Source organism: Streptomyces montanus (genome assembly GCF_005786655.1).
Classification (GTDB): domain Bacteria; phylum Actinomycetota; class Actinomycetes; order Streptomycetales; family Streptomycetaceae; genus Streptomyces; species Streptomyces sporangiiformans.
In genome coordinates this window covers 38,858-63,659 of sequence record NZ_VBZC01000011.1, presented here as the reverse complement: position 1 = coordinate 63,659, position 24,802 = coordinate 38,858, and the positions used below count along the sequence as shown (strand labels likewise).

Annotated in this window: 24 protein-coding genes and 1 pseudogene; 20 read left to right on the top strand and 5 right to left on the bottom strand. The window is 69.5% G+C overall.

Annotated elements, in window-relative coordinates:
* Positions 1-157: 157 nt before the first annotated feature.
* Positions 158-526, bottom strand: coding sequence for a holo-ACP synthase (locus FE633_RS11995; RefSeq protein ID WP_119102552.1), 369 nt, complete (start codon positions 524-526; stop codon positions 158-160).
* 30 nt (positions 527-556) lie between these two features.
* Entirely contained in the window at positions 557-2,404 is a 1,848-nt protein-coding gene (glmS, locus tag FE633_RS11990; protein ID WP_138045122.1) for a glutamine--fructose-6-phosphate transaminase (isomerizing), read from the bottom strand.
* Between the two features lie 318 nt (positions 2,405-2,722).
* Between glmS and alr the strand changes: the two genes are divergently transcribed.
* The 4 genes from alr (at position 2,723) to FE633_RS47135 (ending at position 6,067) form a co-directional block, all read left to right on the top strand.
* Positions 2,723-3,985 carry an alanine racemase gene (alr, locus tag FE633_RS11985; RefSeq protein ID WP_138045121.1) on the top strand — a complete coding sequence of 421 codons (1,263 nt, stop codon included), beginning with the start codon at positions 2,723-2,725 and terminating at the stop codon, positions 3,983-3,985.
* Positions 3,982-5,214 carry an alpha/beta fold hydrolase gene (locus FE633_RS11980; protein ID WP_138045120.1) on the top strand — a complete coding sequence of 411 codons (1,233 nt, stop codon included), beginning with the start codon at positions 3,982-3,984 and terminating at the stop codon, positions 5,212-5,214. Before alr ends, FE633_RS11980 begins: the two co-directional genes overlap by 4 nt.
* Positions 5,180-5,707 (top strand): tRNA (adenosine(37)-N6)-threonylcarbamoyltransferase complex ATPase subunit type 1 TsaE, encoded by a 528-nt coding sequence (tsaE, locus tag FE633_RS11975; protein WP_138045119.1) that lies wholly within the window; start codon positions 5,180-5,182, stop codon positions 5,705-5,707. Before FE633_RS11980 ends, tsaE begins: the two co-directional genes overlap by 35 nt.
* 186 nt (positions 5,708-5,893) lie before the next feature.
* Complete coding sequence (locus FE633_RS47135) at positions 5,894-6,067, top strand: hypothetical protein (protein ID WP_171059912.1); 174 nt, start codon at positions 5,894-5,896, stop codon at positions 6,065-6,067.
* A 107-nt stretch (positions 6,068-6,174) separates the two neighbouring features.
* Here the strand turns inward: FE633_RS47135 and FE633_RS11970 are convergent, their stop codons facing one another.
* Complete coding sequence (locus tag FE633_RS11970) at positions 6,175-6,726, bottom strand: L,D-transpeptidase (RefSeq protein ID WP_138045118.1); 552 nt, start codon at positions 6,724-6,726, stop codon at positions 6,175-6,177.
* A 110-nt stretch (positions 6,727-6,836) separates the two neighbouring features.
* Here FE633_RS11970 and tsaB point away from each other — a divergent pair, with 110 nt between their 5' ends.
* From tsaB to FE633_RS11940, 6 genes are all read left to right on the top strand, one after another.
* Positions 6,837-7,490: a tRNA (adenosine(37)-N6)-threonylcarbamoyltransferase complex dimerization subunit type 1 TsaB gene (gene tsaB / locus FE633_RS11965; RefSeq protein ID WP_138045117.1), complete on the top strand. Its 654-nt coding sequence runs from the start codon at positions 6,837-6,839 to the stop codon at positions 7,488-7,490.
* A gap of 17 nt (positions 7,491-7,507) precedes the next feature.
* On the top strand, positions 7,508-8,005 hold the full coding sequence (rimI, locus tag FE633_RS11960; RefSeq protein WP_138045223.1) for a ribosomal protein S18-alanine N-acetyltransferase: 498 nt from the start codon (positions 7,508-7,510) through the stop codon (positions 8,003-8,005).
* Positions 7,998-9,089 carry a tRNA (adenosine(37)-N6)-threonylcarbamoyltransferase complex transferase subunit TsaD gene (tsaD, locus tag FE633_RS11955; protein ID WP_138045116.1) on the top strand — a complete coding sequence of 364 codons (1,092 nt, stop codon included), beginning with the start codon at positions 7,998-8,000 and terminating at the stop codon, positions 9,087-9,089. Before rimI ends, tsaD begins: the two co-directional genes overlap by 8 nt.
* On the top strand, positions 9,086-9,343 hold the full coding sequence (locus tag FE633_RS11950; protein ID WP_138045115.1) for a hypothetical protein: 258 nt from the start codon (positions 9,086-9,088) through the stop codon (positions 9,341-9,343). The genes tsaD and FE633_RS11950 overlap by 4 nt, the downstream gene beginning before the upstream one ends.
* Positions 9,344-9,924: 581 nt before the next feature.
* Positions 9,925-12,231, top strand: coding sequence for a Hint domain-containing protein (locus tag FE633_RS11945; RefSeq protein WP_246113569.1), 2,307 nt, complete (start codon positions 9,925-9,927; stop codon positions 12,229-12,231).
* Between the two features lie 81 nt (positions 12,232-12,312).
* The gene (locus FE633_RS11940; protein WP_138045114.1) at positions 12,313-12,621 is read left to right on the top strand and encodes a hypothetical protein; all 309 of its coding nucleotides are present in this window, start codon (positions 12,313-12,315) and stop codon (positions 12,619-12,621) included.
* 38 nt (positions 12,622-12,659) lie between these two features.
* Here the strand turns inward: FE633_RS11940 and FE633_RS11935 are convergent.
* Positions 12,660-12,827: pseudogene (locus FE633_RS11935) on the bottom strand (IS5/IS1182 family transposase); the annotation flags it as partial.
* Between the two features lie 588 nt (positions 12,828-13,415).
* Between FE633_RS11935 and FE633_RS11930 the strand changes: the two are divergent.
* The gene (locus FE633_RS11930; RefSeq protein WP_138045113.1) at positions 13,416-13,826 is read left to right on the top strand and encodes a glutathionylspermidine synthase family protein; all 411 of its coding nucleotides are present in this window, start codon (positions 13,416-13,418) and stop codon (positions 13,824-13,826) included.
* Between the two features lie 315 nt (positions 13,827-14,141).
* On the opposite strand, the gene FE633_RS11925 is transcribed toward FE633_RS11930, so the two are convergent.
* On the bottom strand, positions 14,142-14,591 hold the full coding sequence (locus FE633_RS11925) for an ATP-binding protein (protein ID WP_138045112.1): 450 nt from the start codon (positions 14,589-14,591) through the stop codon (positions 14,142-14,144).
* Between the two features lie 115 nt (positions 14,592-14,706).
* Between FE633_RS11925 and FE633_RS11920 the strand changes: the two genes are divergently transcribed.
* The 9 genes from FE633_RS11920 to FE633_RS11880 all read left to right on the top strand — a co-directional run bounded on the left by FE633_RS11920 (position 14,707) and on the right by FE633_RS11880 (position 24,801).
* Complete coding sequence (locus tag FE633_RS11920; protein ID WP_138045111.1) at positions 14,707-15,555, top strand: helix-turn-helix domain-containing protein; 849 nt, start codon at positions 14,707-14,709, stop codon at positions 15,553-15,555.
* Positions 15,552-15,743: a DUF397 domain-containing protein gene (locus tag FE633_RS11915; protein WP_138045110.1), complete on the top strand. Its 192-nt coding sequence runs from the start codon at positions 15,552-15,554 to the stop codon at positions 15,741-15,743. Before FE633_RS11920 ends, FE633_RS11915 begins: the two co-directional genes overlap by 4 nt.
* Positions 15,744-15,832: 89 nt before the next feature.
* Positions 15,833-16,861, top strand: a complete 1,029-nt coding sequence (locus tag FE633_RS11910) for a LacI family DNA-binding transcriptional regulator (RefSeq protein WP_138045109.1) — start codon at positions 15,833-15,835, stop codon at positions 16,859-16,861.
* Positions 16,862-17,034: 173 nt separating this feature from the next.
* Positions 17,035-18,327, top strand: a complete 1,293-nt coding sequence (locus FE633_RS11905; protein WP_138045222.1) for an extracellular solute-binding protein — start codon at positions 17,035-17,037, stop codon at positions 18,325-18,327.
* Positions 18,328-18,336: 9 nt separating this feature from the next.
* Complete coding sequence (locus tag FE633_RS11900; RefSeq protein WP_138045108.1) at positions 18,337-19,365, top strand: carbohydrate ABC transporter permease; 1,029 nt, start codon at positions 18,337-18,339, stop codon at positions 19,363-19,365.
* The gene (locus tag FE633_RS11895; RefSeq protein WP_138045107.1) at positions 19,362-20,264 is read left to right on the top strand and encodes a carbohydrate ABC transporter permease; all 903 of its coding nucleotides are present in this window, start codon (positions 19,362-19,364) and stop codon (positions 20,262-20,264) included. The genes FE633_RS11900 and FE633_RS11895 overlap by 4 nt, the downstream gene beginning before the upstream one ends.
* Before the next feature lie 35 nt (positions 20,265-20,299).
* Positions 20,300-22,546, top strand: a complete 2,247-nt coding sequence (locus FE633_RS11890) for a beta-xylosidase/alpha-l-arabinosidase (protein WP_138045106.1) — start codon at positions 20,300-20,302, stop codon at positions 22,544-22,546.
* A 13-nt stretch (positions 22,547-22,559) separates the two neighbouring features.
* Positions 22,560-23,615 (top strand): LacI family DNA-binding transcriptional regulator, encoded by a 1,056-nt coding sequence (locus FE633_RS11885; protein ID WP_246113568.1) that lies wholly within the window; start codon positions 22,560-22,562, stop codon positions 23,613-23,615.
* An 85-nt stretch (positions 23,616-23,700) separates the two neighbouring features.
* Positions 23,701-24,801 carry an LCP family protein gene (locus tag FE633_RS11880; RefSeq protein ID WP_138045104.1) on the top strand — a complete coding sequence of 367 codons (1,101 nt, stop codon included), beginning with the start codon at positions 23,701-23,703 and terminating at the stop codon, positions 24,799-24,801.
* Position 24,802: the final 1 nt, after the last annotated feature.

Here is a 24,802-nt window from a genome sequence, read left to right as displayed (position 1 = left end):
GGGTTTCCTTCCCTCAACTCCACCCCTTCCCGAAACAGGGGGCTGCGCCCCGGACCCCAGGGTCGTGAATCGGCTGCGGGCCGGTCGTGGCTGATCGCGCGGTTCCCCGCGCCCCTAAAGGGGCGCGGGGAGTGCCGGTGTGTCAAACGCGGAGCGACTAGCCCTCCGCCACCACCACCGCCGAAGCCACCCCCGCGTCATGGCTCAATGACACATGCCACGACCGCACCCCAAGTTCGGCAGCCCGCGCCGCCACCGTCCCGCGTACACGCAACCGCGGCTGCCCGCTGTCCTCGACGTACACCTCCGCGTCGGTCCAGTGCAGCCCACCAGGCGCCCCGAGCGCCTTGGCCACCGCCTCCTTCGCGGCGAACCGGGCCGCGAGCGAGGCGAACCCTCGCCGCTCCCCGCTGGGCAGCAGCAACTCGCGCTCCAGAAAAAGCCGTTCGGCCAGTCCGGGCGTCCGCTCCAGCGAAGCCCGGAACCGATCGATCTCGGCAACGTCGATCCCCACCCCAATGATCACAAGGCCACTCTCACTCCACCAGGCACCAGGTCACTCCACCGTCACCGACTTCGCCAGATTCCGCGGCTGATCCACCTCGTTCCCCCGAGCCGTGGCCAGCTCGCAGGCGAAGACCTGCAACGGCACGGTGGTCACCAGGGGCTGAAGAAGCGTCGGCGTGGCGGGAACACGGATCAGATGGTCCGCGTACGGAACGACCGCCTCGTCGCCCTCCTCCGCGATCACGATCGTCCGAGCCCCCCGCGCCCGGATCTCCTGAATGTTCGACACGATCTTGTCGTGCAGCACCGACCGCCCCCGCGGCGACGGCACGACGACGACCACCGGCAGATCCTCCTCGATCAACGCGATCGGCCCGTGCTTCAACTCCCCCGCCGCGAACCCCTCGGCGTGCATGTACGCGAGTTCCTTGAGCTTCAGCGCGCCCTCCAGCGCGACCGGATACCCCACATGCCGCCCCAGGAACAGCACCGTGTCCTTGCCGGCGAGCGACCGCGCCAGCTCCCGCACCGGCTCCATCGTCTCCAGCACCCGCTGGACCGCACCGGAGATCTCCGCCAGGTCCCGGACGACGGCCCTGATCTCGTCCCCCCACTTGGTGCCCCGCACCTGGCCCAGATACAGGGCCACCAGGTAGCAGGCCACGAGCTGGGTCAGAAACGCCTTGGTGGAGGCCACCGCGACCTCGGGCCCCGCGCGCGTGTAGAGCACCGCGTCCGACTCGCGTGGAATCGTCGAACCGTTGGTGTTGCAGATCGCCAGCACCCTGGAGCCCTGCTCTCGTGCGTGCCGCAACGCCATCAGCGTGTCCATGGTCTCGCCGGACTGCGAGATGGCGATCACCAGGGACCGCGGATCCAGAATCGGATCCCGGTACCGGAACTCGCTCGCCAGCTCCACCTCGCACGGAATCCGCGTCCAGTGCTCGATCGCGTACTTGGCGATCAGCCCGGCGTGAAAGGCCGTCCCGCACGCCACGACGACGACCTTGTCGACCTCCCGCAGCACCCTCGGAGGGATCCGCACCTCGTCGAGCGTCAGTGACCCGGCCGGATCGATCCGCCCGAGCAACGTATCGGCGACGGCCTTGGGCTGCTCGGCGATCTCCTTGAGCATGAAGTAGTCATAGCCCCCCATTTCGGCCGCCGAGGCGTCCCAGTCGACGTGGTACGACCGCACCTCGGCCGGCCGCCCGTCGAAGCCGGTGACCGTCACGCCGTCCCGGCGCAACTCCACCACCTGGTCCTGCCCCAGCTCGATCGCCGACCGCGTGTGCGCGATGAACGCGGCGACGTCCGAGGCGAGAAAGGACTCGCCGTCTCCCACGCCCACCACCAGCGGCGAGTTCCGCCGCGCCCCCACCACCACATCCGGCTCATCGGCGTGTACGGCCACCAGCGTGAAGGCCCCCTCCAGCCGCCGGCACACCAGCCGCATCGCCTCGGCCGGATCCGCGCACGCCGAGTACTCCTCGGCCAGCAGATGCGCGACGACCTCGGTGTCCGTCTCGGAGGCGAGCGTGTGCCCCCGCTCCGCCAACTCGGCCCGCAGACAGGCGAAGTTCTCGATGATCCCGTTGTGCACGACGGCCACGCGCCCCGCGTTGTCGAGGTGCGGATGCGCGTTGGTGTCGGTCGGCCCGCCGTGCGTGGCCCACCGCGTGTGCCCGATCCCGGTGGTCCCGGTCGGCAACGGCCGGTCGCCCAGCTCCTTCTCCAGGTTGGCCAGCTTCCCGGCCTTCTTCGCGGCGGCCATCCCTCCGTCGGCCAGGATCGCGACGCCGGCCGAGTCGTACCCCCGGTACTCCAGCCGCTTCAGTCCGGCCATCACCACGTCGAGCGCCGCCTGCGCCCCCACGTAACCCACGATTCCGCACATGCGGGCAGCCTACGGCGCACCCTCGCCGTCCGCCCCTCGCCCGCACTCGCTCCTCAGCTCTCCGCCCGGCCTCTCTGTCTCCGAGCGCACCTCTGTCACCCCAGTACACCTCTGCCCCAATGGCCCCGGCCCCAGACCCCGGGCTCGCATTGCGGCCGCGGGCCGTTGGCTGGTCGCGCAGTCCCCCGCGCCCCCCGGGGGCTGGGGGCTCCGGGGGACGCAGCCCCCAGCCCCCCGGGGGACGCAGCCCCCTCCCTGACAGGGCGCGGGAGCCGACGTCCGAAGGGCGTGTCCGAGCACTCTGCGACACTGGGCGCGATGAGTGAGACAGCAGTCGCGCGTGCTCGCGCCGAGATCGACCTGGCCGCCCTGAGGGCCAATGTGCGGACCCTGCGTGCCCACGCGCCCGCCGCCGCCCTCATGACGGTGGTCAAGTCGGACGCGTACGGGCACGGGGCGGTCCCGTGTGCCCGGGCGGCCCTCGCCGCGGGCGCCACCTGGCTGGGCACGGCCACGCCCGAGGAGGCGCTGGCCCTGCGCGCGGCGGGCCTGCCGGGCCGGATCATGTGCTGGCTGTGGGCACCGGGCGGCCCGTGGCGCGAGGCCGTCGAGGCCGACCTGGACCTGGGCGTCAGCGGGCTCTGGGCGCTGCGGGAGGTCGCGCGTGCCGCACGCGCGGCGGGCCGCGCCGCCCGCATCCAGCTCAAGGCCGACACCGGTCTGGGGCGCAACGGCTGTCAGCCCGGCGACTGGGCGGAGCTCGTCGGCGAGGCGCTGCGCGCCGAGGCCGAGGGACTCGTCCGGGTCACCGGGCTCTGGTCGCACTTCGCGTGTGCCGACGAGCCGGGGCACCCCTCCATCGACGCCCAGCTCGCCCGTTTCCGCGAGATGGTCGCGTACGCCGAGGAGCGGGGCGTACGGCCGGAGGTGCGGCACATCGCCAACTCGCCCGCCACGCTCACCCTCCCCGAGGCCCACTTCGATCTCGTACGCACGGGAATCGCGACGTACGGCATCTCTCCCAGCCCCGAGCTCGGCACCGCGGCCGACCTCGGACTGCGCCCGGTGATGACACTGTGGGCGTCACTCGCGCTGGTGAAGCACGTTCCGGCGGGGCACGGCGTCAGTTACGGGCATCAGTACGTCACATCGGGCGACACGACCCTCGGCCTCGTGCCCGTCGGGTACGCGGACGGCATCCCGCGCCACGCCTCCGGCACCGGCCCCGTTCTGGTCGGCGGCAAATGGCGGACGGTCGCCGGCCGGGTCGCGATGGACCAGTTCGCGGTCGACCTCGGCGGGGACACACCGCCGGTCGGCGAGCGGGCGGTGCTGTTCGGGCCCGGTGACCGGGGCGAGCCGACCGCCGAGGACTGGGCCCAGGCCGCGGGCACGATCGCTTACGAAATCGTCACCAGGATCGGAACCCGCGTGCCGCGCGTCTACGTGAATAACGAACAAGACGGGTACTCCCTTTCCGGGGCCGGCCCCCGGACCTCCGGCGCACAGACGCCCGGCGACACAGGACAGAGGGAACCAGCAGCACCAGACGACACTGCGGTGAAGAGGAGCGGTACGTGAGCGAGAGCAGTGCGGAGGCCGCCGCCTCGGTGGTCTCCGCCGCGGGGAACGCCGGGAACTGGCGCAAGGCGGGCCTCGCGGGCGCGGCGATAGGCGTCATCGCGGCGGGCGCTGCCGCCGGCGTCGCGATCGAACGACTCACGGTCGGCCGCGGCATGCGCAGAAAGGCCCGGCTCGCGCTCGACTCGGCCGGTCCCTACGGCGCGCTGCGCGGCATGCCCGGCACGGCGACCGCGGACGACGGCACAGAGCTGTACTACGAGGTCGACGACGTGGAGCAGGACACCACGCTCACGCCCCGCCGCCGCAGACTCTTCGGCCGCAAGGCCCCGGCCCCGGTCACCGTCGTCTTCAGCCACGGCTACTGCCTCAGCCAGGACTCCTGGCACTTCCAGCGCGCCGCGCTGCGCGGTGTGGTGCGGACCGTCCACTGGGACCAGCGCAGCCACGGCCGCTCGGGTCGCGGCGTCGCCCAGACGCGGGACAAGGTGCCGGTCGACATCGACCAGCTCGGCCGTGACCTGAAGGCGGTCATCGACGCGGCCGCACCCGAGGGCCCGCTCGTGCTCGTCGGTCACTCGATGGGCGGTATGACGCTGATGGCGCTGGCCGACCAGTACCCGGACCTCGTGCGCGAGCGCGTGGTCGGCGTGGCGCTCGTCGGAACGTCGTCGGGGAACCTGGGCGAGGTCAACTTCGGGCTGCCCGTGGCGGGCGTCAACGCGGTGCGGCGTGTCCTGCCCGGGATACTGAAGGCGATGGGGCAGCAGGCCGAGCTGGTGGAGCGCGGGCGGCGCGCCACGGCCGATCTGTTCGCGGGGATCGTCAAGCGGTACTCGTTCGCGACCCGGGACATCGACCCGGCGGTCGCGCGGTTCGCGGAGCGGCTGATCGAGGGCACGCCGATCGACGTGGTCGCGGAGTTCTACCCGGCCTTCGCCGACCACGACAAGACCGAGGCACTGGCGTCCTTCGACGAACTGCCCGTGCTCGTGCTGGCTGGAGTCAAGGACCTGGTGACCCCGAGCGAGCACAGCGAGGCGATCGCGGACCTGCTGCCGGACGCGGAGCTGGTGCTCGTGCCGGACGCCGGGCACCTGGTGATGCTGGAGCACCCGGAGGTCGTAACCGACCGCCTCGCCGACCTCCTCACCCGCGCGGGAGCCGTCCCGGCAGGGGCTACCGTGGGTGGTTATGGAAGCACCAGCAGCACCGCACAACCCGGCTGACACCATGCCCGTCACCGCCCGGCTCACCGTCGAATCCCCCGAACAGATGCAGGAGTTGGGCCGCCGTCTGGCCAAGCTGCTGCGGGCCGGTGATCTCGTGATGCTCACCGGGGAGCTCGGCGCGGGCAAGACGACGCTGGCTCGCGGGCTCGGCGAGGGGCTCGGTGTGCGGGGCGCGGTCACCTCGCCGACCTTCGTGATCGCCCGCGTGCACCCCTCCCTCGGTGATGGGCCGCCGCTCGTCCACGTGGACGCGTACCGCCTCGGCGGCGGGCTCGACGAGATGGAGGACCTCGACCTCGACGTCTCGCTGCCCGACTCGGTGATCGTCGTGGAGTGGGGCGAGGGCAAGGTCGAGGAGCTCACCGAGGACCGGCTGCATGTGCTGATCCACCGGGCGGTTGGGGACACCACGGACGAGGTACGGCACGTCACCCTCACCGGAGTCGGACAGCGCTGGGCCACGGTCGACCTCGGCGTGCTCACGGTCTGATCGCGGACAGTCGTCACGGACAGTCGCACACGGGCCGGCTGTCCTCGGCCTTCGCACGTTCGCCCTAAGGTTCCGACAAGTCGTCGGCAAGATGTTGCGTACCGCGCCTTCGCCGTGTTCACATGGATACCGGTGTTGGTTAGGTCTACCTAACTACGTCTGCGCCCGGAGCCCCAGGAGGCGGCCATGTCGACTTCGGAACGTGATGTGGCGCGGCCGCGTGTTCCTGCGAAGCCCGCCGGGGTGTCGATGCGCGAGCTCCTCGCGGCAAGCGCTGCCGCCCACGCCGTGTCCACGCCCCCGCGCGCTCCCGCCCCACAGGCCCCCGCGCCCGAGGAGCGCCACCCCGAGGCCGCCTGAGCGCTCCGCCGTAAGGGCCACCCTGAACGAGGCGCCCAGCCCGGCGCCTACGCGCCTGCCGCCTGCACGGCTACAGCCTGCACGGCTACAGCCTGCACGGCTACCGCCTACTCGACGACGACGACCTTCGTGCCGACCGTGGCGAACTTCCACAGCGCGGCGCCGTCCTCGCGCGACTGGCGGATGCCGCCGAGCTTCTTCGAGGCGTCCGGTGCGGCGGTCGAGCCGTCGGCCGCCGCGCTGAAGCCGATCGCGACGCCGTCCACGGTCGCGAAGCGGACGACGTGCTCGATGGCGACGCCGTCGGAACCGGTGACGGCGCCGGAGCGCGAGGTGACCTTGTACGAGGTGGGCGCCGGGTCCACCGTGCCCGGCGTGACCTCGAAGGTGCGCCGGACCCTGTCGTTCGCGCCGACGAGCCAGACGCGGTCGTCGTCCAGCGAGTAGACGACCCGTTCACCCGTGCCCGACCGGGCGGGGAGCGCGGCCAGGTCCTCGGTGCCCGGCGCCTTCGACGCGTTGGTCGTCGGGGACTTGGTGGGCTGCGGTTTGCCCAGATCCTCCGGCACATTGGCCGACGCCCGGTAGGCGAGGAAGCCGACTGCGACGATCGCTGCCGCGGTGAGCCCGGCCACGAATCCCGAGCTGCTCCTAGCCACCTTGTGTGCCCACCTCTCGTATGGCATACGTCTTTTCGGTGACGGTAGCACCAGGTGGTGGCCGGGCCGTGGCGGCCGTGCCCAGGCCTCGGGCGCCGTAGGCTGTTCGCGTGCTCTTGCTCGCTCTGGATACCGCCACCTCCGCCGTCACCGTCGCGCTGCACGACGGGACGTCCGTCGTCGCCTCGTCGAGTCAGGTGGACGCCCGTCGGCACGGAGAACTGCTGCTGCCCGCCGTCGACCGGGTGCTGGCCGAGGCCGGGCTGCGGCTCGACGCCGTCACCGGCATCGTCGTCGGCGTGGGCCCCGGCCCGTACACCGGGCTGCGGGTCGGCCTGATGACCGCCGACACCCTCGGGCTCGCGCTGGGCGTGCCCGTGTACGGCCTCTGCACCCTCGACGGCCTCGCGTACGCGGCCGACATCGGGACCCCCTTCGTCGTGGCGACCGACGCCCGGCGCAAGGAGGTCTACTGGGCGCGCTACTCCGATTCCCGTACGCGGGACACCGAGCCCGCCGTGGACCGGCCCGCCGAGATCGCCGAGGCCGTCGCCGGTCTGCCCGCAGTCGGCGCGGGCGCGCGGCTCTACCCCGACACCTTCCCCGACGCGCACGAACCCGAGAACGTCTCCGCGGCGGCACTCGCGTCCCTCGCGGCGGAGAGGCTGGCGCGCGGCGAGGAACTCCCGGCCCCCCGCCCGCTGTACCTGCGCCGCCCCGACGCCCAGGTACCCAAGAACTACAAGGTGGTCACCCCCAAGTGACGGCGGTGCTGCGCGAGATGCGCTGGTGGGACATCGATCCCGTACTGGCGCTGGAGAAGGACCTCTTCCCCGAGGACGCCTGGTCGCGGGGCATGTTCTGGTCGGAGCTGGCCCATTCGCGAGGGCCGGCCGCGACACGACGGTATGTCGTGGCCAAGGACGGTGAGCGGCTCGTCGGGTACGGGGGCCTCGCCGCCCAGGGCGACGTGGGGGACGTACAGACCATCGCCGTCGCCCGTGACCAGTGGGGCACCGGGCTCGGCGCGCTGATCCTGACCGAGCTGCTGCGGGCCGCGACCGCCTTCGAGTGCGCCGAGGTGCTGCTCGAATGCCGGGTCGACAACGTCCGCGCCCAGAAGCTGTACGAGCGCTTCGGCTTCGAGCCCATCGGTTTCCGGCGCGGCTACTACCAGCCGGGCAACATCGACGCGCTCGTGATGCGACTGAGCACGGCGTCCGACAGCGGCTCCCCCGCGGGTTCCACCTCTGCACAAGGAACAGATACCCATGACTGACGAACCTCTCGTCCTCGGCATCGAGACCTCCTGCGACGAGACCGGCGTCGGCATCGTCCGCGGCTCCACGCTGCTCGCGGACGCGATCGCGTCGAGCGTCGACGAGCACGCGCGCTTCGGCGGCGTCGTGCCGGAGGTCGCGAGCCGCGCGCATCTGGAAGCGATGGTGCCGACCATCGAGCGGGCCCTGAAGGAGGCGGGGGTGAGCGCGCGCGATCTCGACGGGATCGCGGTCACGGCCGGCCCCGGGCTCGCGGGCGCCCTGCTCGTCGGGGTCTCGGCGGCGAAGGCGTACGCGTACGCGCTGGGCAAGCCGCTGTACGGCGTCAACCACCTGGCCTCGCACATCTGCGTGGACCAGCTGGAGCACGGCGCGCTGCCGGAGCCGACGATGGCGCTGCTGGTCTCCGGCGGACACTCCTCGCTGCTGCTCTCCACGGACATCACCTCCGACGTACGGCCGATGGGCGCGAGCATCGACGACGCCGCGGGCGAGGCCTTCGACAAGATCGCGCGCGTGCTGAACCTGGGCTTCCCGGGCGGTCCGGTCATCGACCGGTACGCGCGCGAGGGCGACCCGGAGGCGATCGCGTTCCCGCGCGGGCTGACCGGGCCGCGCGACCCGGCGTACGACTTCTCCTTCTCCGGTCTGAAGACCGCCGTGGCGCGCTGGATCGAGGCGAAGCGGGCGGCGGGGGAGGAGGTGCCGGTGCGCGACGTGGCCGCGTCCTTCCAGGAGGCGGTCGTGGACGTGCTGACCCGGAAGGCCGTACGCGCCTGTCGTGACCAGGGGGTCGACCACCTCATGATCGGCGGCGGGGTGGCCGCCAACTCCCGGCTTCGGGTCCTCGCCCAGGAGCGCTGCGAGGCCGCCGGGATCCGGCTGCGGGTCCCCCGGCCCAAGTTGTGCACCGACAACGGCGCGATGGTGGCGGCGCTCGGCGCCGAGATGGTGGCGCGCGGGCGCGCGGCCTCGGACTGGGACCTCTCGGCGGACTCCTCGCTGCCGGTGACGGATCCGCACGTCCCTGGGCGTACGCATGATCACGTGCACGAGGTGAGCAAGGAGAACCTGTACTCGTGACGGTCGCCTTGATGTGGGAGGCGCGGGCGGTGGCAGGCCGGGGCGAGGAGCTGCTGGCCTGGGCCCGGGCGCAGGACCTCGCCGTGAGTCCCCTGCGCCGGGAGACCTTCCGGGCACCTCAGGACCGCGTCCTGGTCATCACCTGGTGGGACGCTCCGTACGACGCCGACCTTCCCGAACTGCCCGAGCCGGACGGCGAGTTGGTGACGCGGGCGGTGCACAGGTGGCGGTTCGAGCCGGTGGCGGAGGGCTGACCGGACGGTAGTCGTCCAACCGTCGTCGGGACAGCCGTCGGGAGGCACTGTCGGGACAGCCGTCGGGATCACTGTTGGGACAGCCGTCGGGTTCAGTCGTCGGGCCAGCGACTCGGTTGTGACCTCCTTGGGCGTGGTCCTCACACAAGAAGAACGCCGAAGCCGAAGCGTCGAAGGCGAAGGACGCCCAGGACAAGGCTGAAACGGCCGAGGGCACCGCGGTTGAGAAGAAGAACGCAGCGGTCAAGGCCCGCGACAACGCCAAGGCCAAGCGGGACGACGCCTGGGACGCGGAGCAGAAGGCCGACGCCGCCCGTGCCAAGGCGGATGCGAAGGGCGCTTACGCCGACTCCCTGGAGGCGGGGGAGGCGGCAGACGCCGCCCGAACTGCTGCCGGCAAGGCGGACAAGCACGCGGACGACGCCGAAGCGGCCGCCGGCAGGGCCCGTTCCGAGGCCGACGCCGCCACGAAGGCGGCAGCCGACGCGGACGCCGCAGCCACCCGCGCCGAGGCGGCGGCGAAGCGGTCCCGTGCCCACGCCGACGGTGCGCAGGCCGCGAAGCTGAAGGCCGATGCCGCGGTGAAGACCGCGACCAGCGCCGCAGCCGACGCCATCAAGGCTGCCGCCCACGCCGCCTCCGAGGCGAAGACGGCCGTCAAGCTGGCCGACGACGCGGAGGAGAAGGCCAAGACCGCCAAGGGTCATGCGAGCGAGGCGAAGAAGGAGGCCGTCAAGGCCCTGGCGGCATCGGCGAAGGCCGCTGGCTTCGCCCATGTCACCGCTCAGGCCGCCGTGGACGCCGGCAACGCGGCCGCGCAGGTCGCCAAACCGGCGAACGACGCGATCCAGCTCGGCTCCCCCTACGTCACCACGGACTCGGCAGCGAGCCTGGTCGTGCTGACCGGGCAGGCATCGAAGACGATCGCCGATCAGCAGAAAGCCGTCGCCGACGCCCACGCCAAGAACGCCCAGGAGGAATCCGCCACCGCCAAGGCCCTCGCCGAAGCGGCGCAGGGTGACGCGAAGGCGGCCTATCAGCACGCGGCCAACGCCGCCTCGCACGCCTCGGATGCCCGCACGTTCGCGAAGGAGGCCCTCGGCTACGCTGCCGACGCCGCCACGGCCGCATCCAAGGCCACCGCGTCACTGGCTCGCACGATCGAATACGACCGTCAGGCAACGGAAGACGCGGCCGCCGCGGACAAGGCAGCAGGCCGCGCCGAAGGCTACGCCAAGGACGCCCGCGACTCCGCCGACCAAGCCGCCCTCGACGCGGCAGCCGCACGCACGGCCGCCTCGGAGGCCGAACAGGCCGCGAAGGACGCGCGGGCAGCGGCCGACCGCGCCGACACCGCGGCAACCGAAGCCGAACAGGCAGCCAAGGACGCGGAGAAGTACTCCAAGGAAGCGCAGGAAGCAGCCGACAGGGCCGAGAGGGAGGAGAACGCGAAGCAGATCGAGACGGGAACCGTCGTCGACGAGGTCGGTGTCGCCATCGGCAACATGTTCTACGTCGTCGACCACCTCAAGAAGACCAGCGATCCGGAAGTCGTGAAGAAGTCGGACGGCTGCGACGGCTGGATCGACAAGCTCTTCTACAACGGCGACTGCACGATGACCACGAAGATCCGGTTCAAAGCGGACCTCGACCTGTACATGTGCACCGCGCAGGATCTGGACCTGTCGGAGTTCACGTGCCCCTCCGGCGCGACGGTGTACCTGGGCGAGTACTCGACCAAGGAACTGTCCACCGAGGTCACGCACACCATCACGATCGCGGAGTACCAGAAGAACATCGACCCGGTGGACATCCTCTTCGGGAGCTGGATCAAGTGCGCCCAGAAGATCACCCCCGGTGGTGGAAACGGAAGCTGGGGCGGATGCGCCTGGGCAGCCGTGGATGTCGCGAGCCTGTTCGCAGGCAAGATCCTCAGACCCATCGCGGACGCCGTCAGAGCGGTTGACGCCGCTGCGAGGACCGGTATCGGCTTCACCGACGCCTACAGGGCCCTGCGTTCCCTCGGCCTGTCCGAAGAGGTCATCGCCGGCATCAGTAAGGTGAAATTCCAGAGGCTGAGGGAAGCTTGTCTGAAGGACAGCTTCCCCGCCGAAACGAACGTGCTGTTGGCTGGTGGTACGTCGAAGCCGATCGACGCGATCAGCGTCGGCGACAAAGTGCTAGCCACTGACCCGAATACTGGTATTACCCGCTCGGCACCAGTCACGGCGACATACTCCCACCCGGCAGACCGGCTCCTTCAGATCGCCCTTGCCGATGGCGGACGGATCGTCACCACTCCGGGACACCGGATGTATGTTCAGGGCCGTGGCTGGGTCAGGGCCTCCGACCTGCATACGGGAGATCCGCTCCGTACGGCAACCAGTGCCGTGGACGACGTGGTCGGCATCCGCCCGCTGACCGCTCCACAGAGGGTCTGGGACTTGAGTGTCGCCGACCTTCACACCTTCTACGTGCTCGCGGGCATCACTCCTGTACTCGTCCACAACGTCAACTGCCCGACATACGTTGACGTAGCCCCAAGCGGTAATGGAATCGTGGCCGACATCGACGCCAAGGGACTCTTCTCGTTTGCCATCAAGGTCGGTTCGGACACCCCGCGCGGGGGCGAAATGTTCAACGCCGCTCTTGCTCATTTCGGCGACAAGGTGAAGGGTGTTAAGGCGTACTGGCAGGGCGGTGGAGAGCTCAGCGACAACTTGAACTCCTTCAATGCGGCCGTGCGAGGTGGCGCATCATTTGAGGATGCGGCTCGAACCACATTCACGGGAAAGATGTCACAGAGAGCGGGGTTTTCGAATGTGGAAATCATTGAACTCCGAGGCATGCCGGGAGAATACACAAACGTGGGTGTGATCTTCCAGTAGGGGACCGCCTCGCGCCATTTGCGAGATGCTGGATGCGCGCCAGGGTGGGTTTCACACGAAAGTGGTACGCACCCTGGCGCCGTGCAGTTGCCGGGCACACAAAGAAGGGAAGATGAGCGCAAGATGGATAAGATGAAGGAAATCGCAGGTGAACTGCGAGCAGCTCACGCCGAAGGAAAGGACGCAGTGGAGCTCGCATTGATTTCCCGAGAAAAATTGGGCCCGGCATTTGGCGTCATCTCTTTCATTGCTTCATTCCGTCTTGCTTTTAATATCCCGTTGCCCGTCCTGCAGCGGGCGCAAGCATGGGAGCGGTTCGGTTGGGGAGGTGTTCAAATTTCTGATGAAGAATTTTCCGCCATCCTCTCGCCCTGGCTCGCGAGGCAGTGAGCCTTTCCCAGTGATAGATCATGGCTCTGTGAGATCGTTCAGATGGTGCGGTCGTACTCGAGCTGGAGCAGAACGATGGCTGCGGCGGCGATCTGGGTGATACGGCTGAGACCGAGGCTGCCCCGGCGTAAGGCCTTGAAGCTGGTCTCGCGCAGGGAGTTAGCGCGCTCGCCTACGCCGTAGATGATCTTGCCGTAGGTCTGCTGGGCGGGTGGGCTTCACCGCGAGGCCTGCCACACCCCGTCACGAGAAGAAGAAAAGCCATGTCAGAGTACGGCTTTGCCCGCGCATCCGATGAAGTTCTCACCGTCAGAAATGAGCTGGCCAACCAGGTGGTCCAGGCGCTCCAGCGCGCCTGCCTGCCTGCCTGCCTTCCGCGACGGAGAAACAACAGCGGACCGGTCGGGTGCTGTGGTCTACGTCGAGCCCGACGCAGAGACGACTTCGGCGTCTGTGTCCGTGGGATGGAGATGCGACCCTGGCGCGGTTCAGGCGGCTGTCGGCAGTCTCACCTCTGGCAATCCTGACGCGCCGGTCGTCCGCTATCCCGGGGCGATCGGTCAGCACATGCAAGGTGCGCTGATCAAGATCTTGCTGTCGGCGAGAGTCATCGCAACGCTGGAAAACGACAACATGAATCCGGAACACGTCCTGGTATTCGGGATGATGTCTGACCTGTCACCCGCGCTAAGGCCCATATTCGTTCCGCCGGAAATTTAGCTTCGACCTTCCGTAGGGGACCGTCAGCAACAGCATCGGTGAAGACGTCGACGCGTTCAACAGGAATGGACTCAGTGCTGATGGGAAGTACGTCGCTGCATGGGGGAAACCGGGCTGCTGACCCCGTTGCGGAATTTCAGGGTATTGTGCAGGACGTCCTGGATGCCGCTGAGGAATCGTGCGGAGTTGAAGGTCTTGAACAGGTCCTGGAGCGGGCGCTTGCAGTTCTGCAGCGAAACCCAGACTTGAGGAAGCAGTTCGAGACCGAGCTCATTTCCCTGATCGATTCGCTTGAGGAGGGGGTGACCGAGTTGGTTTCCTTCGTCATGCACGAGCTGCGATGGCAGGCTGTTGAGGAGGCGGTTAGAAACAGAATCCTCTTCTCGCAGGGAAATGTCAGTAACCTTCGACTCTATGAAGCGATCCTGGATTCATTTTCCGATTCATGGCGTGATCGCGACCTCTATTCGAGATTTATTCGATAAGGGGCTTCAGAGACAGCTGTGGATGGCAGTAGTGGACCGAACGCCGGCGGAGAGACTGGTGTTGAGCGATTCGTCAGGGACGCAGCGTACGACGCCGAGCTTCCCGAACTTTGCCTTTCCAAGGTCCTGCGTTGACATAAAGGCCGACAGACTCATGCTGTGCCTGCCGGCCCGCGTAACCCCGTGAACCGGGACAAGGCCGTGCTCGTCGCCGTGCTGATTGTGTTCGGCGTGCTCTCGGTCCTGTTGTTGCCGGACGGCTGGGGTTTCGCCTCGTTGCCTCTGGTGCCGGTCTGTGTCGCTCTGGTGCACGGGTCACGTCGGGCCTGGTCGCAGCGTCAGTTCCGCCCATACCGTCTTGCGCGGTGCCGGGCCGTCGGTCACGCCCCAGCGGGTCGCCAGGGCCCCGACGAGAGTGAGACCGCGACCTGATTCCGCGTCCGGGGCGGCGGGGGCCGGTGACTGCTTCGGGCGGCAGTCGGCGCGGGGGTCCATGACCTCGATCCGCAGGGTGTGAACTCCTGTGAGGAGCAGGCGCAGTTCGAAGCCGCGGCCCGGGACGCGGGCATGCACGACGGCGTTCGCCGTCAGTTCGGCGACGATCAACGCTGCGGCGTCCGAGGCCCCACTGCCGTACGGGACGTCCCACGCGTGCAGTTGGCCGAGAGCCAGCATTCGCGCCAGGCGGGCTGCCCTCGGCGTGGCCGAGAAGCGCTGGGTGAACACACGTACGGTAACCGGGACTTGGGTGTCGGGGCGGTTCATGGTGGTCAACGGTGGCGGGCTGGGGCGCTGTCTACCAGGCTGTACGTCCGTACTGCGGGTGGAGTACGGGGTCGCCGTGTGGACAGTACGGTGATCGTTCGGTGACTCTGGGTGCATGGCACACGATATTGGCTGGGTGGCGCAGGGGCAGGGCGGTGAGCCGGAGTCGTCGGACAGCATGAGGGCGTTCGGCGGATTCGTCCAGGGGCTGCGGGAACATGCGGGGTTGAGCCGGGAGGAGTTCGGGGCGCTGGTTCATCTGTCCAGGCACTCCGTGGAGTCCATTGAGTTGGGACGGCGGCTTGCGGATCAGAGGTTCGTGGATCTGGCTGAGGAGGCTTTGGGGAACACAGGAGCGCTACGCAGGGCGTTCCGGCATATGGCTCGGCAGCCGGGATTCGCGGCCTGGTTCCGCATGTGGGCAAGGCTGGAGAGGCAGGCGGTCAGTCTCGACACATACGAGTGCAGGCTGGTGCCGGGGCTGATGCAGCCCGAGCCCTACGTACGGGAGGTGTTCGAGAACGCGGTCCCGCCCCTCACCGACGAGGAGTTGGCGGCACAGGTTGCCGCTCGCATGGAGCGCCAACAGCTCCTGCGGGAGCGTCCCAACACCTCGTTCAGCTTCATCATCGAGGAGAGCATCCTTCGCAGGGATCTGGGCGGTCCGGCGGTGACACGTTGCTTGCTGGATCGCATGCTGGAGTGCGCGGGGCGGCGCAATGTGGCCCTCCAGATCATGCCGCTGGAGCGCAAGCAGCACGCAAGTCTGGCGGGACCGCTGCAACTTCTGGAGACCCCTGATGGACGCCGGTTCGCCTACGCCGAAGGGCACATGAACGGTTGGCTGATTACCGAGCCGAAGGACGTGGTCGTACTCAGTCAGCGTTATGCGAGACTGCGCTCGCAGGCCCTCACTCCCGAGGACTCCGTGGGTCTGCTGGAGCGACTGCGAGGAGCCTTATGAGCACCGTCGAACTCGCCTGGTTCAAGTCCAGTTACAGCAGCGATCAGGGCGACAGCTGTATCGAAGTCGCCCCCACCCCCACCACCATCCACATCCGCGACTCAAAAGACCCAAGCCGCCCCCACCTCGGCCTCACCCCCGCCGCCTGGGCCACCTTCATCGCACACGCCGCCGCCCGGGCGGACTGACCCAGGCCGCCCGGGCCCCCTGTAGCCTTCACGCTGACCCCGGTTTTCCGGAAGGATCCTGCAAGGTTTCGGCAACGGAGGTGGGCGCAGTGGCCCGGGAGAGCATCAAGAACAAGGTGACCATCACCGAGATCGCCCGGCAGGCCGGGGTCTCGGTCCCCACCGTGTCGCGTGTCGTCAACGGCCGCTCCGACGTGTCGCCGGAAACCCGGTCCCGGATCGAGGATCTGCTGCGGCGCCACGGCTACCAGCGCAAGTCCGCCGCTCAGCGCGACCGGGCCGTCCTCATCGACCTGGTCTTCAACGACCTCGACAGCCCTTGGGCGGTGGAGATCATCCGCGGTGTGGAGGAGGTCGCGCACGCGTCCGGCGTGGGCACCGTGGTGTCCGCCATCCACAACGCGTCGGGCTCGGCGCGGCAGTGGATGACCAACCTGCGTACGCGCGCGTCGGACGGGGTGATCCTGGTGACCTCCGTCCTCGAACCCCGTCTGCACGAGGAGCTGCGGCGCCTCGGCGTCCCGCTCGTCGTCGTCGACCCCTCGGGCTCGCCCTCCCTGGACGCGCCGACCGTCGGCGCGACCAACTGGGCGGGCGGCATGGCCGCGACGGAACACCTGCTGGGTCTCGGCCACCGCAGGATCGGCTTCATCGCCGGGCCGCAGCGGCTGCTGTGCTCGCGGGCACGGCTCGACGGCTATCGCGCGGCCCTCGAGGGCGCGGACGTCGCGGTCGACGACGCCCTGATCGTGCCGGGCGACTTCTATCACGCGGCGGGCTTCGACGGCTGCAACGTCCTGCTCGACCTGGACGAGCCGCCGACCGCGCTGTTCGCCGCCAGCGACCAGATGGCCCTCGGCGCGATCGAGGCCCTCAGGCGCCGCGGGCTTCGCGTGCCGGAGGACATGAGCGTCGTGGGGTTCGACGATCTGCCCGAGGTCCGGTGGTCGGCTCCGCCGTTGACGACGGTTCGCCAGCCCCTCGCGGACATGGGCAAGTTGGCGACCCGCACGGTGCTGCGGCTCGCGGCCGGCGAGGAGCCGGCGTCCCCTCGGGTCGAGCTCGCCACCGAGCTCGTCGTACGGGCGAGTACGGCAGCGCTTGCCGGCCGTTCCTGACGGCGGCGTGCCCCACGTTCCTGGCAGGTCTGACGTGCCTGCCGGTCCGCCTCGATCTCGATTACTCCGATATTTGTCAGGAGCGTTGACATACCTGTCGGACGCCCGTAACTTCCGTGCGCACTTAACCGATAATTTTCGGGCAACCTTCCGGAAGGTGTGCGATGCGAGCGTTGGGCAACACCTCACTCTCCCGCCGCGGATTCCTGGCGGCCTCCGCGGCGACCGGCCTGGGGGCGGCCGCCCTGAGCGCGTGCGGTTCCTCGGACGGCGGGAACAGCTCGGGCAAGACCGAGATCGAGTGGTGGAACATCACCACCACCCAGCCCGCGAAGAAGCTGTGGGCCCAGCGGGCCAGGGAGTTCGAGGCCGCGCATCCCGACGTGAAGATCAAGATCGTGACGCTGGAGAACGAGGCGTACAAGTCCAAGATGACCGCGCAGACCGCCTCCGGGAAGCTGCCGGACATCTACCACACGTGGGGCGGTGGCGTCCTCAAGCAGCAGATCGACGCGGGTCTGGTCGAGGACCTGACGGACAAGGTCGCGTCCTGGACGAAGGACTTCATGCCCGCCGCGGTCGAGGCCTACCGGTTCGAGGACAGGGCGTACGCCGTCCCCTTCGACATCGGCATGGTCGGCTTCTGGTACAACAAGGCGCTCTTCAAGCAGGCCGGCATCGACACCCCGCCCACCACCTGGTCCGGCTACCTCGACGCCGTCCAGGCCCTCAAGGACGAGGGGATCACGCCCATCGCCCTGGCCGGCAAGGAGAAGTGGCCCGGCATGTACTACTGGGCGTACCTCTCGATGCGTGTCGCGGGCCTGGAGGCGATGCAGAAGGCCTCCGACGACGCCGACTTTACCGGTGAGGACTTCGTCAAGGCCGGCGAGCACCTCAAGGAACTCGTCGCCCTCAAGCCCTTCCAGAAGGGCTTCCTCGGCGCCGCCTACTCCACGCCCACCGGCGAGGCGGCCACGATGGGCAACGGCAAGGCGGCCATGGAACTGATGGGCCAGTGGGCGCCGGTCGTCCAGAACGACTCGGGCAAGGGCATCGGCAAGGACCTCGGCTTCTTCTCCTTCCCCGGCGTGGAGGGCGGCAAGGGCGCGCTCACCGAGGTGTTCGGCGGGGGCGGCGGCCACGCGGTGCGCAAGGGCGCGCCGGAGGCGGCGGTGGAGTTCCTGAAGTTCTTCGCGGAGAAGGAGTTCGCCGAGAAGCTCGTCAAGGAGACCGGGCTGATACCGGTGTCCAAGGCCGCCGAGGGCGCGCTGACGGATCCCAACCTCACCGCCGTCTCGGACGCACTGAACAAGTCCACCGGCTTCCAGCTCTACCTCGACCAGGCCTACGCCCCCGCGGTCGGCCAGGAGATCAACGACAGCGTCGCCGCGCTCCTCGCGGGCTCCAAGTCGCCCGAGCAGGTGACGCGTTCGGTCACGCAGGTCGCCAAGAGCGAGGGCTAGCGGCGGCCGATGACGCATCCGACCTCTACCCCGACCTCGATCACTTCATCGCCGACCTACGCGCCGGACGCCGGCAAGTCTCCCCGCCCGGCGCCCGATTCACCCGGCCCGGCCGCCCGGCGGCCTGCCCTGCGCCGGGTGCGTGACTGGCTGTCGGCCTTCGTCTTCACCGTCCCGGCCCTCGTCCTGTTCGGCCTGCTCGTGCTCGTGCCGATGGGCTACGCGTTCTACATCAGCTTCTTCAACTGGGGTGGATTCGGAACGCCTTCGGACAGCGTGGGGTTCGACAACTACACCCGGCTCCTCGACGACCCGGTGTTCCTGGGCGACCTGTGGCGCGGCGTCCTGCTCATCGCGTTCTCCATCGTCCTTCAACTGCCGTTCGCGCTCGCGATGGCCGTGTTGCTGAACCAGAGGCTGCGCGGCCGGGCCGTCTACCGGATGCTGTTCTTCGCGCCGTACATCCTGTCCGAGGTCATCACCGGTGTGCTGTTCAGCATGATCTTCGCGCCGGGTGAAGGGCTCGCCGACAAAACCCTCGACGCGATCGGGTTCGGCGGGCTGGGCGGGGACTGGTTCGCCGGCCAGGACTCCGTCCTGCCCACGCTCTTCCTCGTCATGACCTGGAAGTACTTCGGCTTCCACATGATGCTGTACCTGGCGGGTCTGCAGGGCATCCCGGCCGAGTTGCACGAGGCGGCGCGCATCGACGGCGCCGGCGCCTGGCAGCGCTTCCGGCACATCACGCTGCCGCTGCTCGCGCCGACCCTCCGGATCAGCGTCTTCCTGTCCGTGATCGGCGCCATCCAGCTCTTCGACCTGGTGTGGGTGATCACTTCGGGCGGCCCCGACCACGCCTCCGAGACCATGGTCATCAGCCTCTTCCAGTACGGCTTCAAGCGCTACCAGATGGGCTATGCCAGTGCCATCAGCGTGGCGATGTTCCTGATCAGCCTCGTCTTCGCCCTCGCCTACCAGCGCTTCGTGCTGCGCCGCGACACCGAAGGAGCCATCACCACCATGCGAGCCAAACGATGAGCGCGTCGACGAGCGTGACCGGGGCCAAGAGCGCACCGCCGCGCGTCCCGGCCCACGTGCCGAAGAGCGTGCGGCGGCGCCGGAGGCTGCGCACCGTCCCCGTGTACGTGGTCCTCTGGGCGGTCGGCGTCTTCATGGTCACCCCGCTCCTGTACGCCCTTGTCTCCGGCTTCAAGTCGACCGACCAGCTGTCCGGCAACACCTTCGGCCTTCCGGACCCGTGGGTGACCTCCAACTACACGTCACTGCTCGGCTCGGGCGCGTTCTGGCGGTCCATCGGCAGCAGCACCGTGATCGCCCTGGCCACCGCCGTGCTGACGGTGGGGGCGGCGGCGCTCGCCGCGTACGCGCTGGCCCGGTTCGCCTTCCGGGGACGGGAGTTGCTGTTCACCGTCTTCACGATGGGGCTGATGTTCCCCTTCGCGGTGGCGATCCTGCCGCTGTTCATCCTGCTGCGCACCTTCGGGCTCCTGGACAACCCGTGGGGCGTGATCCTGCCCCAGGCGGCCTTCGGCCTGCCCATGACGATCGTCATCCTGCGCGGCTTCTTCCGGGAGATACCCGGGGAACTGGAGGAGGCCGCGACACTCGACGGCTGCTCGACCTTCGGTTTCTTCTGGCGCATCCTGCTGCCGCTGGCGCGCCCGGCCCTCGGCACGGTCTCCGTCCTCGCCATCGTGGGGAGCTGGAACAACTTCCTGCTGCCGCTGCTCGTCTTCAGCGAACCCACCTGGTGGACGATCCCGGTCGGCATCCAGCAGTTCCAGGGCCAGTACTCCTCCGATGTGGCCCGCATCTTCGCGTATCTGGTCCTCGCCATGGCACCCGCCCTGGCCTTCTACGCGGTCGCCGAGCGTCAGTTGATCGGTGGCATCACGCTCGGCGCGACCAAGGGCTGACCTTGCCGAATTCCCCTCTGGATGTGAGGAGTCACATGACCGAGCCCTGGCAGGACCCGGCTCTGCCCGCCGGCGCCCGCGCCGCCGACCTGCTCGCCCGCATGACCCCGCAGGAGAAGATCGCCCAGCTCTACGGCGTCTGGCCCGGCTCGAACTCGACCCCGGGCGGCGACATGGCCCCGCTGCAGCACGCGATGTCCGAGGACGTGGACCTCACCGAGCTGCTGCCGCACGGCCTCGGCCAGCTGACCCGGCCCTTCGGCACGGCGCCGGTCGATCCCGCCAAGGGCGCCGCCCGGCTGGCGTCCCTCCAGGAACGCGTCCGTGCCGCGAACCGCTTCCGGCTGCCCGCCCTCGCGCACGAGGAGTGCCTCACCGGCTTCACCGCCTGGCAGGCGACGGTCTTCCCCACGCCGCTCGCCTGGGGCGCCAGCTTCGACCCGGCGCTGGTGAAGGAGATGGCGTCGGCGATCGGCGCCTCCATGCGGTCGGTCGGCATCCACCAGGGTCTGGCGCCCGTCCTCGATGTCGTACGGGATCCGCGCTGGGGCCGTACGGAGGAGTCGATCGGCGAGGACCCCTACCTCGTGGCGACGGTCGGCACCGCCTACGTCCAGGGGCTGGAGGCGGCGGGCATCGTCGCCACGCTCAAGCACTTCGCGGGCTACTCGGCCTCACGCGGCGCCCGCAACCACGCGCCCGCCTCGATCGGCCCGCGCGAACTGGCGGACGTCATCCTGGCGCCGTTCGAGATGGCCGTACGGGAGGGCGGCGCACGGTCGGTGATGGCGGCGTACAACGACATCGACGGGCTGCCCGCGCACGCGCACCGCGGACTGCTCACCGAACTTCTGCGGGAACAGTGGGAGTTCACCGGCACGGTCGTCTCCGACTACTTCGGCGTGTCCTTCCTTGAGGCGGCGCACCAGCTCACGGACTCCCCGGCGGGGGCGGCGTCGCTCGCGCTCGCGGCGGGCGTGGACGTGGAACTGCCGGCGGTGCGGTGCTTCGGAGCGGGACCGCTGGACGAGGAGCTGGTGGACCGGGCGGTGCTGCGGGTCCTGACACAGAAGTGCGAGGCGGGTCTGCTGGATCCGGACTGGGCGCCGCCCGGTCCCTCGTCCGATCTGGTCTCGTCCGACCCGGTGGATTTCGACCCGCCCGCCATGCGGGCCCTGGCAGGGCAGTTGGCCCAGGAGTCGGTCGTCCTGCTGGCCAACGACGGCATCCTGCCGCTCGCCGCCTCCGAGGCGCGGCGTATCGCGGTCCTCGGCCCGCACGCCGACGACCCGGCGGCCATGCTCGGCTGCTACACGTTCCCCCGCCATGTCCTCCTGGACCACCCCGAGGTACCGATGGGCGTCGCCGTGCCGACGCTGCTCGAAGCGCTGCGCGCGGAGCTGCCGGACGCGGACTTCGTGGACGATCCGGCGGCGGCCGAGGTGTGCGTGGTCGCGGTCGGCGACCGGTCGGGGCTGTTCGGGCGCGGCACGTCGGGGGAGGGGTGCGACGCGGCGGACCTCGAACTGCCCGAGGGGCAGGGTGAGTTGGTGGACGAGGCGCTGGCGTCGGGAACGCCGGTCGTGCTGGTCGTGCTGTCGGGCCGCCCGTACGCGCTCGGGCGCTGGGCGGACCGGGTCGCGGCGGTGGTGCAGGCGTTCTTCCCCGGCGAGGAGGGAGGACCCGCGGTGGCGGGCGTCCTGTCGGGGCGGGTCAATCCGTCCGGGCGGCTTCCGGTGAGCGTGCCGCGCGACCCCGCCGGGCAGCCGTGGACGTATCTCGCGCCGCCGCTCGGACAACGAGGAGAGGCGAGCAACCTCGACCCCACACCGCTGTTCCCGTTCGGACACGGGCTGTCCTACACGACGTACGACTGGCAGACACCGTCGGTCGACGACGACTCGTTCCCGACGGACGGCGAGACCACGCTGCGCCTGACGGTGCGCAACAGCGGGTCGCGGCCCGGCGCGGAGGTGGTCCAGCTCTATCTCCATGACCCGGTCGGCAAGGTGGCCCGCCCGGTGGCCCGTCTTGTGGGCTATGCGCGCGTGCCGCTGGAGGCGGGGGCGTCGGCGGAGGTCCACTTCACGTTTCCGGCGGACATGGCCGCGTACACGGGCCCGGAAGGTGACCGGATCGTCGAACCCGGAGCGCTGGAGCTGCGGTTGGCCGCGTCCTGCGCCGAGGGTGATGTGCGGTATGCGGTGCCGGTGACGCTGACCGGGCCGGAGCGGGTCGTGGGCCGGGAGCGGCGGATGCGGTGCGAAGTACGGGTGAAATGAGATGGGCGTGGTCATGAAGCGCCCGGCTCACGCCGTGTCCCAGCCCGCGACGCTCGCCGAGATCGCCAGAGCGGCGGGAGTCTCTGCTCCGACTGTTTCGAAGGTGCTCAACGGTCGTGCCGATGTGGCACCGGCGACCCGGACCCGGGTCGAGGAGCTCCTGCGCCGGCACGGCTATCGGCGCCGCCGGGCCGAGGCGTCCCGGTCGCCTCTGATCGACCTGGTCTTCCACGAGCTGGAGAGCGCCTGGGCGTTGGAGGTCATCCGGGGCGTCGAGAATGTCGCGCGGGGCGAGGGCCTGAGCGTGGTGCTCTCCGAGAGCGCGGGCCGGCCCACCCCCGGGCGTACCTGGGCCGACCAGGTCGCGGCCCGGCGGCCGCACGGTGTCGTGCTCGTCCTGAGCGGGCTCGGCGAGTCCCATCGGGCGCTGCTGACCAGCCGTTCCATTCCGTTCGTGGTGATGGATCCGGCGGGCGACCCCGGCGACGACGTGCCGTCCGTCGGCGCCACCAACTGGCAGGGTGGGCTGGCCGCGACCCGGCATCTCGTGTACCTCGGTCACCGGCGGATCGGCGTGATCAGCGGGCCCTTGCAGATGATGTGCAGCCGGGCGCGTCTCGACGGCTACCGGGCCGCGCTCGAAACGGCCGGGCTGCCCGTGGACCCCTCGCTGATCCGGGCGGGCGACTTCCACCACGAGGCCGGCCACCGGGCCGGGCTGGAGCTGCTGCGGCTGCCCAACCGCCCGTCCGCGGTCTTCGCGGGCAACGACCTGCAGGCCCTCGGGCTGTACGAGGCGGCCCGTGAGCTTGGGCTTCGCATCCCGGAGGATCTCAGCGTCGTCGGCTTCGACGACCTCCCCGTGGCCCGCTGGGCGGGACCGCCGCTGACCACCGTGCGGCAGCCGCTCACGGAGATGGCCGAGGCGGCGGCCCGGCTCGTCCTCGACCTCGGACGCGGGGAGCGGCCGCCGACGGTGACCCAGGTGGAGGTGGCGACGAGTCTGGTGGTGCGGAGCAGTTGCTGTCGGTGGGATGCCGAAAATTTCGCAGAAGCCGGAGGTGTCTGAGGAAACTCAACGAAAGATGAGAGTTTCCTCAGGAAAGGCGGTAAGGGGTTCCTGCTCGTAACAATTCGGACTTACGTTCCTCTGTGTGAGCGGAGAAGACGAGCACGAGGACGACAACGGGGGTGTCGTGCGACGCGGTGACCGGCGGGCACGACTGCTGAAGATCACCGGAATCGTGCTCGGTTGCGCCCTCGTCGTCTCGGCCGCCGGAGTGGCATGGGCCTACTGGCATCTGAACCGCAACATCCAGAGCGTCGACATCGACAGCGCACTGGGCGACGACCGTCCGGCGAGGGCGATGGTGACGCCGGCCCCGGCCGGCTCCGGCTCTGACTCCGGCTCCGGCGTCGACTCCGCCGCGGCCGAGTCGCTGCCGAGCGGTGCGATGAACATCCTCGTCCTCGGCTCGGACTCGCGCAGCGGCAAGCGGAACGCCTCGCTCGGTGGCGGTGGTGCGAGCTCGGGTGCCCGCTCCGACACGGCGATGGTCGTTCACATCGACGAGGGCCGCACGGAGGCGACGATCGTGAGCATCCCGCGCGACACGCTCGTCACCCGCCCCGCGTGCCCGCGGGAGTCCGGAGGCTCGACGCCGGTCGCGTACGGCGTGATGTTCAACAGCGCGTACTCGGTGGGCGGTCCGGTCTGCGCGGTCAAGACGGTGGAGTCCCTGACGAACGTCCGCATGGACCACTACATGGAGATCGACTTCTCCGGCTTCGCGGACCTGGTCGACGCGCTGGGCGGCGTGACGGTGACGACGGACGAGGACATCTCCGACGAGCAGAGCCACCTGAACCTGAAGGCGGGCACCCACGACCTGGACGGCACTGAGGCACTGGCCCTCGCCCGCACCCGCCACGGCATAGGCGACGGCAGCGACCTGGGCCGCATAGGCCTCCAGCAGACCCTGGTGAAGGCCCTGCTGGACCAGATCTCCGCCACCGATCTCCTCACCCGTCCCGCCCAGCTCTACACCGTCGCCGACACCGTCACGGGCAGCCTCACCACGGACACGGGCCTCGACTCCCTGACCGAGCTGATGCGCCTGGGCCAGAGCCTGAAGGGCCTTACCTCGGCCGACACCAAGACGGTGACGATGCCGGTGGTCACGGCCCCGTCCGACCCCAACCGGGTGGTGGCGGACGAGCCGGAGGCGCGGGAGCTGTGGGCGTCGCTGAAGTGAC

What these genes read in the sequence shown, in the direction of transcription:
- glmS (WP_138045122.1), bottom strand. Translation starts at nt 2,404, where the DNA reads ATGTGCGGAATCGTGGGTTACGTGGGGGCGCAGGCGGCGCTCGACGTG.
- alr (WP_138045121.1), top strand. Translation starts at nt 2,723, where the DNA reads ATGAGTGAGACAGCAGTCGCGCGTGCTCGCGCCGAGATCGACCTGGCC.
- tsaE (WP_138045119.1), top strand. Translation starts at nt 5,180, where the DNA reads ATGGAAGCACCAGCAGCACCGCACAACCCGGCTGACACCATGCCCGTC.
- FE633_RS47135 (WP_171059912.1), top strand. Translation starts at nt 5,894, where the DNA reads ATGTCGACTTCGGAACGTGATGTGGCGCGGCCGCGTGTTCCTGCGAAG.
- rimI (WP_138045223.1), top strand. Translation starts at nt 7,508, where the DNA reads ATGCGCTGGTGGGACATCGATCCCGTACTGGCGCTGGAGAAGGACCTC.
- tsaD (WP_138045116.1), top strand. Translation starts at nt 7,998, where the DNA reads ATGACTGACGAACCTCTCGTCCTCGGCATCGAGACCTCCTGCGACGAG.
- FE633_RS11925 (WP_138045112.1), bottom strand. Translation starts at nt 14,591, where the DNA reads ATGAACCGCCCCGACACCCAAGTCCCGGTTACCGTACGTGTGTTCACC.
- FE633_RS11920 (WP_138045111.1), top strand. Translation starts at nt 14,707, where the DNA reads ATGGCACACGATATTGGCTGGGTGGCGCAGGGGCAGGGCGGTGAGCCG.
- FE633_RS11915 (WP_138045110.1), top strand. Translation starts at nt 15,552, where the DNA reads ATGAGCACCGTCGAACTCGCCTGGTTCAAGTCCAGTTACAGCAGCGAT.
- FE633_RS11900 (WP_138045108.1), top strand. Translation starts at nt 18,337, where the DNA reads ATGACGCATCCGACCTCTACCCCGACCTCGATCACTTCATCGCCGACC.
- FE633_RS11895 (WP_138045107.1), top strand. Translation starts at nt 19,362, where the DNA reads ATGAGCGCGTCGACGAGCGTGACCGGGGCCAAGAGCGCACCGCCGCGC.
- FE633_RS11890 (WP_138045106.1), top strand. Translation starts at nt 20,300, where the DNA reads ATGACCGAGCCCTGGCAGGACCCGGCTCTGCCCGCCGGCGCCCGCGCC.
- FE633_RS11885 (WP_246113568.1), top strand. Translation starts at nt 22,560, where the DNA reads ATGAAGCGCCCGGCTCACGCCGTGTCCCAGCCCGCGACGCTCGCCGAG.